This is a genomic window from Nocardioides sp. NPDC006273, from assembly GCF_040613495.1.
Classification (GTDB): Bacteria; Actinomycetota; Actinomycetes; order Propionibacteriales; family Nocardioidaceae; genus Nocardioides.
Genome location: NZ_JBEXSD010000095.1, coordinates 1 through 14,587, shown reverse-complemented (window position 1 = coordinate 14,587; position 14,587 = coordinate 1). Strand labels below are relative to the sequence as shown.

The window sequence follows — 14,587 nt, the reverse complement described above, 5'->3', positions numbered from 1 at the left end:
CAGCTCCTCCTGCACCTCGGCCGTACGCAGCCACGCGCCTATAGGTCACTCTCAGCTTCACAACCCGCGCGGCTCAGCCTCTCGCCTCGGCGTACAGCCCGTCGATGATGTCGGCGTACTTCTTGCTCACCACCCGGCGCTTCAGCTTCAGGGTCGGGGTGAGCTCCTCGGACTCGGCGGTCCACTCCTGGCTGAGCAGCTCGAAGGCCTTGACCTGCTCGGGGCGCGAGAGCCGGGCGTTGGCGGCGTCCACGGCTTGGGCCACGGCGCCACGGATGACCGGGTGCTGGGCGAGCTCGGCGAGCGAGCCGGCCTCGACCCCGAGCTTCTGAGCGACCACCGGAGCGATCTCGCCGTCCAGGGTGAGCACGGCGACGACGTACGAGCGACCGTCACCGACCACCATGGCGTGCCCGACCAGCGGGCTCTCCTTGAGGAGGTTCTCGATGTTGGACGGCGCGATGTTCTTGCCCGCGGAGCTGATGATCATCTCCTTCTTGCGGTCGACCACGGTCAGGAACCCGTCCTCATCCAGCGAGCCGATGTCACCGGTGTGCAGCCAGCCGTCGGCGTCGAAGAGCTCGGCGGTGGCCTCCGGCCGTCGTACGTAGCCAGGGGTCATGATCGGACCGCGGAACAGGATCTCGCCGTCATCGGCGATGCGCACCTCGATCCCGGGCTGCGCGCGGCCGACGGTGCCGAGACGAAAGCCGTCGGGACCGTTGCCGGTGGCCGCCCCGGTGGTCTCGGTCATGCCGTAGACGTCATAGATCTTCAGCCCCAGGCCGGCGAAGAACCTCGCCACCTCGATCGGCATCGGCGCGGCCGCACTGGCTGCCCACTCGACCTTGTCGAGACCGAGCAGCGCGCGCATGATCGAGAGCACCGCCGCGTCGGCCTCCTGGAACTGCGCCTGGAGCTCGGCCGACGTCGTCTGTCCGGTCTGCTGCGACTCGACGTAGGCGAGCCCGACCGCCATCGCCTTCTCCACGGCTTCCCGCTTGGCTTCGTCGGTCTCGGCGGCGAGCAGCGCGGTGACGCCGGTGCGGATCTTCTCCCAGACCCGGGGCACCCCGAAGAAGCTGGTCGGATGCACCTCCTGGAGGGTGGCGAGCAGCAACGAGGGGTCCTGGATCAGGTAGACGTGACCGCCGTTGAACTGCGGGATGTAGAGACTGAGCACCCGCTCGGCGATGTGCGCGAACGGCAGGTAGGAGACCAGCACCCCCGGCTCCTCGACACCGGAGGTCGCCAACGAGGAGGTCGTCTCGAAGACGATGTTGCGGTGGGTGAGCACCACCCCCTTGGGCTGCCCGGTCGTGCCCGAGGTGTAGAGCATGGTGACGGTGTCGTCCTGGGTCACCGCGGCGCTGCGAGCGTCCAGCTCGTCGCCGACCTCGGCCAGCGCGGCCGCCCCCGAGGACAAGAAGTCGCCCCAGGCGATCGCTCGCGGATCGTCTGCCAGCGTCGTGTCGATCGTGATGACACGGACGATCTCCTCGCGCTTCAACCCGAGCGCCCAGCGGGCGACGTGATCGTCGGTCTCCAGCACCACGATCCGCGGGTCCGCATGCTCGGCGACATAGCCCACCTGGTCGGGCGCGAGGGTGTTGTAGATGCTGATCGGGACCCCGCCGGCGAGCACCGCGGCCATGTCTGCGATGACGTGCTCGATGCGGTTCGCGGCCATGATCGCGACCGAGTCCCCCGGCTTCAGACCAGCCTCGATGTACGCAGCCGCGAGCTCGCGCGCCCGCTGGTGCAGCTCGCCCCAGGTCAGCGTGCGCCAGCCGGTGCCGTCGGCGGTGTGCCGGTCGGAGAAGGCCGGCTCGGCGCCGCGTTCGGCGACCACCTTGGCGAGGATGTCGACCATGGTCTGGTCGCCGATCTGGGACTCGAGGGCGGCGCGGTCAGCGAGGACGTCGGGCATCAGGGGCGCTCCTTCTCAGTTTGTGACTCGGGTCACAACGTGGATTGCCTAGACCGTAGGGACGTGCCGCTACTGGCACAAGAGCCCGTCCGCATCATTTGGCTCCACAGCACCGCCTTTTCGCCCAGTGGAAAGAGGCTGTGGCGGCGACCACCCGAACGAAGGTTGACTCATCCCATGGCAGATGAACGTACGCAGGTCGTGATCGTCGGCGCCGGTCCCGCAGGGATGCTGCTGAGCCATCTCCTCGCGGCCGACGGAGTCGACTCGGTCGTGGTGGAGACCCGGTCGGAGGCGTACGTCGCGGCCCGGATCCGCGCCGGCATCCTGGAGCAGTCGAGCGTCGATCTGCTCACCGAGGTCGGCCTCGGCGACCGGCTGAATCGCGACGCCGACAAGCACCGCGGGATCTATTTGCAGTGGCCCGAGGAGCGCCATCACCTCGACTTCGTCGACCTGGTCGGCCGCGCGGTCTACGTCTACGGCCAGACCGTGGTGCAGAAGGACCTGATCGACGCCCGCAAAGCCGCCGGGCAGGTCGTCCACTACGAGGTCACCGAGACCGCGCTGCACGACATCGAGTCCGACCGCCCCTCGGTCACCTTCACCGACTCCGAGGGCCGTGCCCGAACAGTGGTCACGGACGCGATCGTCGGCTGCGACGGCTCCTTCGGCCCCAGCCGGGCCGCGATCCCGGCCCGAGAGAGCTGGGACCGCACCTATCCCTACAGCTGGTTCGGCATCCTCGCCGACGTCGCGCCCTCGACCGACGAGCTGATCTACGCCTGGCACCCCGACGGCTTCGCCCTCCACTCGATGCGCTCGGAGAGCGTCTCCCGGTTCTACCTCCAGGTGCCCAACGGCACCGACCCGGCGAGCTGGTCCGACGACCGGATCTGGGACGCGCTCGCCGCCCGGCTCGGCCACGGTCAGAACGACTGGACGCTCCAGCCCGGCCAGATCACCGACCGCAGCGTCCTCCCGATGCGCTCCCACGTCTCCACGCCGATGCGCCACGGCCGGCTCTTCCTGGCCGGCGACGCCGCCCACATCGTCCCGCCCACCGGCGCCAAGGGTCTCAACCTCGCCATCGCCGACGTCGCCCTGCTCGCACCAGCGCTCAGCGCGCTCCTCGAAGGTGACCCGCGCCTGGCGGACGGCTACTCCGTGACCGCGCTGCGTCGGGTCTGGCGCTGCACCCACTTCTCCTGGTGGATGACCACCATGCTGCACACCGCCGCGGACGCGTTCGACACCCAGCTTCAGCTCTCCCAGCTGCGCTGGGTGACCTCCAGCGAGCACGCCGCGGCTGGGCTCGCGGAGAACTACGCAGGTCTGCCGATCGGATTCTGAGCGGGCCACGCCGGGCACGCCCGGCGACCAGCTCGAGAAGACGCACCCCTCCGCTCGGGCGGACGATCACTTGTCCCAGCGCACCCACTCGTGTTTAGGTAAGGCTTACCTCACGGAGGCGCCATGGACCCGACCGCCAGCATTGCCCGCAGCATCCTGTCCTGCCCTCGCGGCGGAAGCGTGGTCATCGACGGGATCCCCTATTCGATGGAGGAGCTCGAGATGCAGGGCTTCGCCGACGACGGCGGGCGGCCAACCTTCCTCTGCCCACCCGAGCAGCGCCTGGCGTACGCCGGCCGCCGAGGCAGCCATGCAGTGCTGGTCCTGCAGGGAACCCTCGGCGGCGACGAGGCGGTCCGGCTCACCGGCACGCTCAGGTGGCTGCGTACCGACGCCTGCACCTGCTGCGAGACGGAGTGGGAGGAGGTGGTCATGGACGTCTCCGGCGTCATGCTGGTCCGCGCGGACGGGGAGGCGCTCCCGATCCCGCTCGACACCTTCACCGACCGCGACCTCGACCTCAACGACGGCGTGCTCCACCGCAACCAGGACCACCTCAACAACCACCATGGCGACGAGCTCCGCGAGGCGGTCGCAACCCGCACCTACCTCCCGGTCGACAGCATCCTCGCCGCCCAGATCGCCAGGCTCCGCGCCGACGGCTTCGAGTTCCAGTGGGTCGACGACCGCGGGGCGCACAGCGCGCGCACCACCTTCGACCGCCCCGCCCGGACCCCGGAGGACCTGGTCGCCGGAGTGCGCAAGGCGCTGGCCGCCGAGATCTGCTGAGCGAGACACACCTCCAAAAGCGTTTTCCGGGACACAAATCCCATGTACCTTGATGATGTATCAACATCGCGCAAGGAGGCTCGGATGGTTGTGCAGACACTTCGCTCGATCGGTGGCTACGTGGGCGCGGTGGCCAGCACCCCGGCCCGCGTGATCGCGCCCCGGCCGCACGTCCGCCGGAGGTACGACGAGACGCTGCGTACGTTGTCGGAGGCCTCGGTCGAGAAGTACTTCAACGCGTTCAAGGACGTCGACTGGGACGCCGCGGAGATGGCCGTCGACGAGGACGACGAGCGCTGGATCCTGCCTCCGCTCGACCTGCTCGGCGCCCACCCCTGGTACCAGTCGCTGCCCAAGGCGCGGCAGATCGAGGTCGGGCGACACCGCCTCACCGCGATGGTGAAGACCGGCTCCCAGTTCGAGCAGCTGCTGCTCCTGGGCGGCACCCAGTTCCTGATGGGCGTCGAGAACGGCGACCCTGAGTTCCGCTACTTCATGCACGAGCTCACCGAGGAGACCCACCACATCCAGATGTTCCAGGAGTTCACCAACCGGGTGTGCCCCGACGTCGCCGGAGCACCCGAGTGGCTGATGCGGGCCATCCCGCTGGTGGGACATCTCGGCGGCCTCTACCCCGCGCTCTTCTTCGCCATCATCCTCGCCGGCGAGGAGCCGATCGACCACGTGCAGAAGGAGGTCATGCGCTCCGGCGGCACCCACCCGCTCCTGGACCGGATCATGGCCATCCACATCGCCGAGGAGGCCCGCCACATCGGGTTCGCGCACGCCTGGCTCGAGGAGCACGCACCCGAGCTCAACCCGGTCTCGCGCATCACCCTCGGGATCCTCACGCCGCTCGCCATGCGCCTCGGCGCGGACGCCATCATCATCCCGTCCCGCGCCGACCGCGAGCTCATGGGCCTGCCCGACTCGGTCGTTCGCGAGGTCTGGGGCGAGGGCCCCGAGGCCGCGGCCTTCCGCCGCCATCTCTTCGCCGACGTGCGGATGCTCTTCGACAACCTGGGGCTGCGTACGCCGCTGACCAACTGGGCATGGCGGGCGCTCGGCGTCGCTGGACGGCCGGCTCGTTTCCGCGCCGCGCCGCCCAGCGCCGCAGCCTGAGCCCCGCTCCGAGGCCCGTCCCGAGCCCTAGCTCGGGACGGGCAGGGAGCGGCTGATGATCTCCTTCATGATCTCGGTCGTGCCGGCGTAGATCTGCTGGACGCGCAGGTCGGTGAAGGCACGAGCGATGGGGTACTCCTCCATGTAGCCGTAGCCGCCGTGCATCTGCACGCACTTGTCGACGACCTTCATGGCGCGCTCGGAGCACCAGTACTTCGCCATCGCGACTGTCGGGATGTCGAGCTCGCCCTTGATGTGCAGCTCGATGCACTCGTCGATGAAGGAGCGCGCCACCCGTGCCTCCGTGGCGACCTCGGCCATCGTGAACTTGGTGTTCTGGAAGCCGAAGACCGGGCGGCCGAAGGCGGTGCGGGTGTGAACGTAGGAGATCGTCTCCTCGTAGGCGAACTCCATCGCCGCCACACAACCGAGCGCGACGATCAGACGCTCCTGCGGAAGCTGCAGCATGAGCTGGACGAAGCCCTCCCCCTCCTTCGCGCCGAGCAGGTTGGCTGCGGGGATGCGTACGTCGTCGAAGAAGAGCTCGCAGGTGTCCTGCCCCTTCATCCCGATCTTGTTGAGCACCCGCCCACGCCGGAAACCGGGGGTATCGGTAGGGACGATCACCAGCGAGATCCCGGCGCCCTTCTCCTCCGGGTTGGTCTTGACCGCGACCAGCACCATGTCCGCCTGGAGGCCGTTGGTGATGAACGTCTTGGCGCCGTTGACGACATAGTCGTCGCCGTCACGGATGGCCTTCGACTTGATCGCCTGCAGGTCCGATCCGGTGCCGGGCTCGGTCATCGCGACGGCGGCGACCACCTCTCCGCTGGCCATCTTGGGCAGCCACTCCTGCTTCTGCTCCTCGGTGCCGTACGCCACCAGGTAGTGCGCGACGATCCCGCTGTGCAGCGGGGCACCCCAGGAGGAGTCACCGACGCGGGCCTGCTCCTCGATCAGCACGGCCTCATGGGCGAAGGTGCCACCACCACCGCCGTACTCCTCCGGCACGGAGAGACAGAGCAGGCCGAGCTCGCCGGCCCGGTTCCACAGATCGCGGTCGACCTGCTTGTTGGCGATGAACGAGTCGATGTTGGGTTTGATCTCCTTCTCGCAGAAGGTGCGGGCGAGGTCACGCAGGTCCTCGAGGTCCTGGTCCATCCAGGGTGAGCGGCGGGTCACGGGCGTTCCTTCCGGTCGGCACCCCACGAGTAAGTGGGACACGATGTACTGGATACAGGTTGTATCACCGTACCCGGACTGGATACAAGGTGTATCAGCGCTACGGTGAACACGTGGTGGACGTTGCGAAGTGGGTCGACTCGACAGTTCGGCGCCGCTCGGCGAAAGAGGCGCTCGAGGACGACTCACGCCGCTCGCGAGTGGTGCTCGCCGCGGTCGAGGCGATCGAAGAGGACGGCCCCACCGTCGGGATGGCACGGATCGCCGAGCGGGCCGGCCTGCCGCGGCCCAACGTCTACCGACACTTCGCCGGCAAGGACCAGCTCGACGCCGAGGTGACGAGGTTCGCCGCGAACGAGCTGCTGCGCCGCGTACGCCCTAGCTTGGCTCGCACCGGAACACCCCGCGAGGTGATCGGCGGGGTCATCGGGTCGTGCGTCGACTGGGCGGCCGAGCACCCCAACCTCTACCGCTTCGTCGCCGCCCAGCAGCAGACCAAGGCGCTGCACCGCGCCCGGATGGGACGCACCCGCTTCCTCAACGAGCTCGTCGGGGCGATGCGCGGATACCTGAGCGAGTCCGAGCTCAGCGGCGAGCCGCCCGACGGCGTCCTCGCCGGGCTGATGGGGATGGTCGACGCCAGCATCATCTGGTGGCTCGACCACGAGGACGAGACCCGGGACGAGGTGGTCGAGCGGCTCACCCGGCAGGTCGCCGGCGTGCTCTTCGACCTGCTCGCCCAGCTCGGGCTCGAGATCCCCGAGGACATGGTCTTCGCCCCGCGGGCATGATGGTGGCACCCGCCCAACCCAGACGCAGCAACGGACACAGCAACCAGACGCAGCAACGAGGAGCAGCGATGCCGAACACCGACAGCACGTCCGCGAACATCGGCGTGGTGGGCCTGGCCGTGATGGGGTCCAACCTGGCCCGCAACCTCGCCTCGCGCGAGGGCAACACGGTGGCGGTCTACAACCGCACCTACGCCCGCACCGACGAGCTGGTCACCGAGCATCCCGAGGCCGGCTTCCTCGCCTCCGAGACGATCGACGATTTCGTGGCGAGCCTGGCCAAGCCGCGTACGGCGATCATCATGGTCCAGGCCGGCAAGGGCACCGACGCGGTGATCGAGCAGCTCGCCGAGCGGTTCGAGCCCGGCGACATCATCGTCGACGGCGGGAACGCCAACTTCAACGACACCATCCGTCGCGAGCGCGACCTGCGTGAGCGCGGCCTGAACTTCGTCGGCACCGGTATCTCCGGCGGCGAGGAGGGTGCGCTCAACGGTCCCTCGATCATGCCCGGCGGCTCGGCCGAGGCCTGGGAGACGCTGGGCCCGATCCTGAAGAGCATCGCCGCGGTCGCCGACGGCGAACCCTGCGTCACCCACATCGGCACCGACGGTGCCGGCCATTTCGTGAAGATGGTCCACAACGGCATCGAGTACGCCGACATGCAGCTGATCGCGGAGGCCTACGACCTCCTCCGCCGGGTGGGCGGACTCTCGCCTGCGCAGCTCGTGGACGTCTTCAAGGACTGGAACAAAGGCGACCTGGAGTCCTACCTGATCGAGATCACCGCGGCGGTGCTCGCCCAGAAGGACGCCGAGACCGGGTCGCCGCTCGTCGACGTCATCCTCGACGAGGCCGGCTCGAAGGGCACCGGCGTCTGGACCGTGCAGAACGCCCTTGGCCTCGGCATCCCGGTCTCCGGCATCGGCGAGGCGGTCTTCGCCCGGGCGGTCTCCTCCAAGCCGGCCCAGCGCGGCGCGATGCGCGCCTCGGTGCTGGGCTCGACGAGGGCCCGCCCGAAGACGCCCGAGGTCCCCGACACGTTCGTCGACGACGTACGCGCGGCTCTGTACGCCTCGAAGGTGGTCGCCTACGCGCAGGGGTTCGACCTGATCGTGGCCGGAGCGAAGGAGTACGACTGGGACATCGATCTCGGCGCGCTCGCCAAGATCTGGCGGGCCGGCTGCATCATCCGGGCCCGCTTCCTCGACCGGATCGTGGACGCCTACGCGACCAAACCCGACCTGGAGACGCTGCTGGTCGACCCCTACTTCGCCGACGGGGTCGCCTCCGGCGAGGACGCCTGGCGGCGCGTCGTCGGGATCGCAGCAGCCGCCGGTGTCCCAGCACCCGGCTTCTCCTCGGCGCTCGCCTACTTCGACTCGCTCGCCTCCGACCGGCTCCCGGCCGCGCTCATCCAGGGCCAGCGCGACTTCTTCGGCGCGCACACCTACCGGCGCGTCGACAAGGACGGCACCTTCCACACGCTGTGGTCCGACGACCGCACCGAGATCGAGACGACGCCGTCGACCCACTAGCGACCAGCACCGGGACATACCGAACTTGGGGCTGTCGGCGCAGCGAACGGCGGACCTAGCCTGAAGCATGGGGTTCGAGGTCGCAGCCGAGAGGTACGCCCGGTTCATGGGCCGCTACGCCGAGCCACTCACCCCGCACTTCGCCGACTTCGCCAGAGTCAGCATGGGCCAACGGGTGCTCGACGTCGGCTGCGGACCGGGCACGCTCACCCGCCATCTCGTGACCCTCACCGAAGCCCATCTGGTGGCCGCCATCGACCCCTCACCACCCTTCATCGAGGCGGTCGCCCGCGAGCTGGCCAGGGTCGATGTGCACACCGGCGTGGCAGAGGCGCTCCCCTTCGCCGACAACTGGTTCGACGTCTCCCTGGCCCAGCTGGTCGTGCACTTCATGACCGACCCGGCGGCGGGCATCGAGGAGATGATCCGGGTCACCAGGCCCGGCGGCACCGTCGCGGCGTGCGTCTGGGACGCCGACACCGGTGCCGTCTCGCCGTTCTGGTCGTGCGTGCACGAGATCGACCCGGAGGCCGAGGACGAGGCTCTTCTCGCCGGCTCCCGGATGGGTGACCTCGAGAAGCTGTTCAAGCAGGCCGGCCTCCGCAAGGTCGAGCCCAGCGGACTGGCCGTCCGCGTCACCCACCCGACGTTCGAGGACTGGTGGGACCCGTACACCTTCGGCGTCGGCCCGGCGGGCGACTACCTGGAGTCGCTCGACGACGCCGGCCGCGCCGCGCTCGAGGAGGTCGCCCGCCGGCGGCTCGGGAATGGCCCGTTCACCGTGACCGCGACGGCCTGGGCTGCCCGCGGCACGGTCGCCTAGCCCGTCTCCCCGAACCCGACTCGCCCGCGGAGCAATTTGCATCGGGCCCCTATTCTTCATAAGGTTGTAAAAGTCAACCAAACAGAGGGGCGATGATGGAGCAGGCGACCTACCGCGACCTGATGCATCGACTCAGCGAGGTCGGGGCCGTCAAGAAGGGCCTCGCCCGCAGCCTCCCGCCCGGCCTACCGGCCGGCTCAGCAGCCGTGCTGGGGCTCCTGAGCCAGCACGGCGAGATGACCATCAGCGAGCTCACCGATCTCCTCGCCGTCGACATCTCGGTGACCAGCCGCCACGTCTCCTACCTGGCCGACCACGGCTGGCTCGCACGCTCCCCCAACCCGGCGGACGGCCGATCACGCCTGCTGTGTCTCACCGCCTCCGGGCGAGCCCTGCTCGCCGGGTTCTCCGACCACATGACCGAGCTGCTCTCCGAGCGGCTCAGCGACTGGAGCGACGACGAGGTCCGCGAGCTGATCCGGCTCATGGCCAAGCTGCACGACAGCGTCGTCTGCCCAGCACACACGCTCACCCACGTACGCAGCTGAGGCTCTACCCAGCACCGCTGTGCTCGATACAGAAGGGAAGTCCATGGCAACGACGACCGCCGAACGGACGCACGCAGGTCCACCGGGAGGCTCGTCCGACGGTGCCCCCGGGGCCCTGCACGGTCAGATGTCTCACCGCGAGATCATGGAGGCACTCTCGGGCCTGCTGCTCGGCATGTTCGTGGCGATGATCTCCTCCACGATCGTCTCCAACGCACTTCCTGAGATCATCGCCGACATCGGCGGCGGGCAGTCGGCTTACACCTGGGTGGTCACCTCCACCCTGCTCACCATGACGGCCACCACCCCGCTGTGGGGCAAGATGGCCGACCTGTTCAGCAAGAAGCTGCTGATGCAGATCGCGCTGGTCCTCTTCGTAGCGGCATCGGCCGTCGCCGGTCTGGCCCAGAACCCGGAGCAGCTGATCGCCGCCCGGGCGGTCCAGGGCATCGGCATGGGCGGCCTGACCGCCCTGGCTCAGATCATCATGGCGGCGATGATCTCCCCGCGGGAGCGCGGCCGCTACTCGGGCTACCTCGGTGCCGTCTTCGCGGTCGCCACCGTCGGCGGCCCGTTGCTCGGCGGGGTCATCACCGACGCCGACTCGCTCGGCTGGCGCTGGTGCTTCTACGTCGGCATCCCGTTCGCGATCGTCGCCTTCATCGTGCTGCAGAAGACCCTGCACCTTCCCGTCGTCAGGCGGGAGGGCGTCAAGGTCGACTGGGCCGGCGCGTTCTTCATGGCAGCCGGCGTCTGCCTGCTGCTCGTCTGGGTCACCTTCGCCGGCGACAAGTACGACTGGGCCTCCTGGGAGACTGCGGCCATGGTCGGCGGCTCGGTGGCCCTCCTGGCGATCTTCGGCATCGTCGAGTCGAAGGCCGCAGAGCCGATCATCCCGTTGCGACTGTTCCGCAACCGGACGATCACGCTCTCCTCGTTCGCCTCGCTCTTCGTCGGTGTGGCGATGTTCGCCGGGACGATCTTCTTCAGCCAGTACTTCCAGCTGGCCCGCGACAAGTCACCGACGATGGCCGGCGTGATGACGATCCCGATGATCGCCGGACTGTTCCTCTCCTCGACCATCTCGGGGCAGGTCATCACCCGCACCGGGAAGTGGAAGGCCTGGCTCGTGGTCGGCGCCGCACTGATCGTCGGCGGGCTGGGCATGCTCGGCACGATCCGCTACGACACCGAGTACTGGCACGTCGCCGTCTTCATGGCGGTTCTCGGCCTGGGTGTCGGCATGACGATGCAGAACCTGGTCCTCTCCACGCAGAACCAGGTCGCACCCGCCGACCTCGGCGCCGCCAGCTCGATGGTGACGTTCTTCCGCAGCCTCGGCGGCGCGATGGGCGTCTCCGCGCTCGGCGCCCTGATGGCGAACCGGGTCGGCGACTACGTCAAGGACGGTCTGGCCGACCTCGGACCGAGGTACGCCGCGATGGCCCAGGGCACCTCGGGCGAGATCCCCGACATGGACAAGATCCCCGAGCCGCTGCGAACCGTGCTGGAGAGTGCGTACGGCCACGGCATCGCCGACATCTTCCTGGTGGCCGCGGCGGCAGCAGTCGTCGCGCTCGTGCTCGTGGTGTTCATCAAGGAGGTGCCGTTGAAGACCAAGGGCGGGCTCGCCCAGGCTGCCGAGGAGGCGGGCGACGTCGACGGGCCCGCGGCTGTCGCCGAGGCCGTCGCCGGAGTGCCCGAGCAGCACCCTGCTGACGCCCCCGCTCCGGCCGCGTCCGCTCCTGCCGGCAACGGGATCGCGCTGCACGGGTTCGTCCGTGGCGCCGGCAGTGTCCCGGTCCCACACGCCGCCGTCACGCTGATCTCGCTGTCGGGGCGCCAGCTCGGCCGGTCGGTCGCCCACGGCGACGGCTCCTACGCCGTGGACGCACCCGGCTCGGGGACGTATGTCCTGATCGCCTCGGCCGACGGTTTCCAGCCGCAGGCATCGACGGTGATCGTGGGCGGTGAGCCGGTGGCGTACGACCTCCTGCTCAGCGGCACCACGGGCCTCAAGGGCATCGTGCGAAGCGGCGAGGACGGCGCGCCGGTCCAGGGTGCGATGGTGATCGTGACCGACGTACGCGGCGACCTGATCGCCACCGGAACGACGGTCGCCGACGGCACCTTCTTCGTCGACGAGCTGGTCCCGGGACCGGCCACGGTGGCGGTCAACGCCGAGGGCTACCGCCCGCAGGCCGTGCCGATCGAGATCGGCGCGACCGGGGTCACCCGGGTCGAGGTGGAGCTGGTCACCGGCGCCCGGCTGACAGGTGTCGTCAAGGCCGCCTTCGGCCCCCTCGCAGACGCCCGGGTGACACTGGTCGACGCGGCCGGCAACGTGGTCGGGACCGCGACGACGGGTGCGGACGGGGCGTACGCCTTCGCCGATCTCGACGGCGGGGAGTACACGGTCCTGGCGACCAGCTATCCGCCGGCGGCCAGCGCGGTGAGTCTCACCGGCCACGGCGTCGACGGCCACGAGATCGTCCTCTCCCACCCCGAGGACTGATCCGCGATGGCACTGACCGCACAGATCCGCAACCGCGACGGCTGGGCCGTGGCGCACGCGGTCGTCACCCTCACCGACACGGCCGGCGGTCAAGTGCTGCGCGCCGAGGCCGACGAGGACGGTGTCGTCACCGACAGCACCGTCCTCGCCCCCGGGCCGTACGTCGCGATCGTCACCGCGATCGGCTGGTCCCCCACCGCGGCGACGGCGATCGTCACGGCATCGGGGACGGCCGCGCTCGGCACGATCACGCTGTCCCGCCAGGGAGACACCTCGCTCCCGGCCCCGGGACCTTGGATGATCGACCCCGCCCACTCCACCGTCGGCGCAGTCGCACAGCACCTGGGGATCTCCAGCGTGCGCGGCCGGTTCACCGACTTCAGCGGGGTCGTCGAGATCGCCCCGGACCATCTGGAGAAGTCACGCATCGAAGCGGTCATCCGGGCCGCCTCGATCGACACCGGCAACCGGATGCGCGACGAGCATCTTCGCAGCGGCGACTTCCTCGACGTCGAGGCGTTCCCCGAGATCGTCTACCGCTCCACCGGGCTCACCCCAGCCGGATCGGATCGCTGGACCGTCCACGGAGACCTCTCGATGCATGGCCTGACCCGCGCGGTCGACCTCGAGGTCGACTACCTCGGCACCGGTCCGGACGCCTGGGGCGGCACCCGAGCCGCCTTCCACGCGACCGCTCAGCTGCGGCGCGAGGACTTCGCGATGACCTACAATCAGGCCGTCGCCGCCGGCATCGCCGCCATCGGCACCACCCTCAAGGTGGAGCTGGACATCCAGGCCGTCCAGGGCGAGACGCTCCCCACCTGAGCCGAGGGGTCACCCGCGTCGGCCGAGACGTCAGCTACGTCGGCCGAGTTGGCAATGCGGTGCCAGCTCGGCCGACGTACGTGACGCCTCGGCCGACGGGAGTGACGCCTCGGCATTCTTATTACCGCCGGTCGACTGAGACTCTGCGAATATGAGTGCATGGAGCTGCGCCATCTTCGCTACTTCGTCGCGGTCGCCGAGGAGCGCCACTTCGGCAGGGCCGCCGAGCGGCTCCACATGGCGCAGCCACCGCTGTCGCAGCAGATCCGTCAACTCGAGGCCGAGCTAGGGCTGACCCTGCTCACCCGGACGACGCGACGGGTCGACCTGACCCCGGCAGGGGCTGCGTACCTGGAACGGGCGCGGGAGATCCTCGGTGCCGTGGACGCCGCCGCCCACGAGGCGGCCAGCATCGCCTCGGGTCGGCGCGGGCGGCTGTTGATCGGGTGCGTCGGGTCGGCGACGTACTCGCTGCTCCCGGCCCTGGCGCGCACCCTGCGTGCCGAGCTGCCCGAGGTCGAGTTCGGGTTCCGGGGCGAGATGCTCTCGCCGGACCAAGCCGCGGCGCTCACCGACGGAACCCTCGACCTCGGCCTGCTCCGGCCCCTGCCCACGGGGAACTCCGGGGTCCCCGGCCTCTCGATCACCCACCTGCGCCAGGAGAACCTGCTGGTGGCGATACCGAAGGACCACCGGTTCGCCGGCCGTCGTCGCGTACGCATCGCAGACCTCGACGGCGAAGACCTGGTCATCCACGCCGGCAGCGGCCGCTCAGCGATGAACGCGTTGATCCAAGAGCTCTTCGACTCCGCCGGGATCCGCAGCCACATCGCGCACGAGGTCGCCGAGACCTCCACCCTGGTCACTTTCGTGGCCGCCGGTCTCGGGGTCGCCATCGTGCCCGAGCCCACCGCGGCGCTCGCCGTCCCGGGCGTCGTGTACGTCCCCCTCACCGGCACCCCCGGCGTCGAGCTCGTCGCCGCCACCCGAGCCGGCGACGAGAGCCCGCTGCTCACCCGCGCGCTCGCCATCCTGGTCGAGTCGGCGCGAACTGACGAGAAATGATGCCGAGTCGGCTCGTCATGACGAGCCGACTCGACGCGGATCTCGGTCAGGACGAGCCGACTCGACGCGGATCTCGGTCAGAACGAGCCGACTCGACGCGGATCTC

At 69.4% G+C, this 14,587-nt stretch carries 12 protein-coding genes; 10 read left to right on the top strand and 2 right to left on the bottom strand.

Going from position 1 to position 14,587, the window contains the following annotated elements; all coding sequences use genetic code 11:
- Nucleotides 1-73: 73 nt before the first annotated feature.
- Nucleotides 74-1,930, bottom strand: a complete 1,857-nt coding sequence (locus ABZZ22_RS25700) for an AMP-dependent synthetase/ligase (RefSeq protein ID WP_354937935.1) — start codon at nucleotides 1,928-1,930, stop codon at nucleotides 74-76.
- Nucleotides 1,931-2,107: 177 nt separating this feature from the next.
- On the opposite strand from ABZZ22_RS25700, the gene ABZZ22_RS25695 reads away from it, so the two are divergent.
- The 3 genes from ABZZ22_RS25695 to ABZZ22_RS25685 all read left to right on the top strand — a co-directional run bounded on the left by ABZZ22_RS25695 (nucleotide 2,108) and on the right by ABZZ22_RS25685 (nucleotide 5,194).
- A complete protein-coding gene (locus ABZZ22_RS25695) occupies nucleotides 2,108-3,283 on the top strand; it encodes a 4-hydroxybenzoate 3-monooxygenase (RefSeq protein ID WP_354937932.1) in 1,176 nt (391 codons plus the stop codon).
- Nucleotides 3,284-3,406: 123 nt separating this feature from the next.
- Complete coding sequence (locus ABZZ22_RS25690; RefSeq protein ID WP_354937929.1) at nucleotides 3,407-4,072, top strand: DUF2470 domain-containing protein; 666 nt, start codon at nucleotides 3,407-3,409, stop codon at nucleotides 4,070-4,072.
- A gap of 84 nt (nucleotides 4,073-4,156) precedes the next feature.
- Nucleotides 4,157-5,194: a diiron oxygenase gene (locus ABZZ22_RS25685; protein WP_354937926.1), complete on the top strand. Its 1,038-nt coding sequence runs from the start codon at nucleotides 4,157-4,159 to the stop codon at nucleotides 5,192-5,194.
- A 27-nt stretch (nucleotides 5,195-5,221) separates the two neighbouring features.
- Here ABZZ22_RS25685 and ABZZ22_RS25680 read toward each other — a convergent pair whose 3' ends face one another.
- Nucleotides 5,222-6,376 (bottom strand): acyl-CoA dehydrogenase family protein, encoded by a 1,155-nt coding sequence (locus ABZZ22_RS25680; RefSeq protein WP_354937923.1) that lies wholly within the window; start codon nucleotides 6,374-6,376, stop codon nucleotides 5,222-5,224.
- Between the two features lie 113 nt (nucleotides 6,377-6,489).
- On the opposite strand from ABZZ22_RS25680, the gene ABZZ22_RS25675 reads away from it, so the two are divergent.
- The 7 genes from ABZZ22_RS25675 (at nucleotide 6,490) to ABZZ22_RS25645 (ending at nucleotide 14,481) form a co-directional block, all read left to right on the top strand.
- The gene (locus ABZZ22_RS25675) at nucleotides 6,490-7,167 is read left to right on the top strand and encodes a TetR/AcrR family transcriptional regulator (protein WP_354937920.1); all 678 of its coding nucleotides are present in this window, start codon (nucleotides 6,490-6,492) and stop codon (nucleotides 7,165-7,167) included.
- A 68-nt stretch (nucleotides 7,168-7,235) separates the two neighbouring features.
- The gene (gene gndA, locus ABZZ22_RS25670; RefSeq protein WP_354937917.1) at nucleotides 7,236-8,705 is read left to right on the top strand and encodes an NADP-dependent phosphogluconate dehydrogenase; all 1,470 of its coding nucleotides are present in this window, start codon (nucleotides 7,236-7,238) and stop codon (nucleotides 8,703-8,705) included.
- 67 nt (nucleotides 8,706-8,772) lie between these two features.
- A complete protein-coding gene (locus tag ABZZ22_RS25665; RefSeq protein WP_354937914.1) occupies nucleotides 8,773-9,528 on the top strand; it encodes a class I SAM-dependent methyltransferase in 756 nt (251 codons plus the stop codon).
- A gap of 95 nt (nucleotides 9,529-9,623) precedes the next feature.
- Nucleotides 9,624-10,076 (top strand): MarR family transcriptional regulator, encoded by a 453-nt coding sequence (locus tag ABZZ22_RS25660; RefSeq protein WP_354937911.1) that lies wholly within the window; start codon nucleotides 9,624-9,626, stop codon nucleotides 10,074-10,076.
- Nucleotides 10,077-10,119: 43 nt separating this feature from the next.
- The gene (locus tag ABZZ22_RS25655; RefSeq protein ID WP_354937908.1) at nucleotides 10,120-12,591 is read left to right on the top strand and encodes an MFS transporter; all 2,472 of its coding nucleotides are present in this window, start codon (nucleotides 10,120-10,122) and stop codon (nucleotides 12,589-12,591) included.
- Nucleotides 12,592-12,597: 6 nt separating this feature from the next.
- Nucleotides 12,598-13,416 (top strand): YceI family protein, encoded by an 819-nt coding sequence (locus ABZZ22_RS25650; RefSeq protein WP_354937905.1) that lies wholly within the window; start codon nucleotides 12,598-12,600, stop codon nucleotides 13,414-13,416.
- Between the two features lie 159 nt (nucleotides 13,417-13,575).
- Nucleotides 13,576-14,481, top strand: a complete 906-nt coding sequence (locus ABZZ22_RS25645) for a LysR family transcriptional regulator (RefSeq protein ID WP_354937902.1) — start codon at nucleotides 13,576-13,578, stop codon at nucleotides 14,479-14,481.
- The last annotated feature ends 106 nt before the right edge of the window (nucleotides 14,482-14,587 follow it).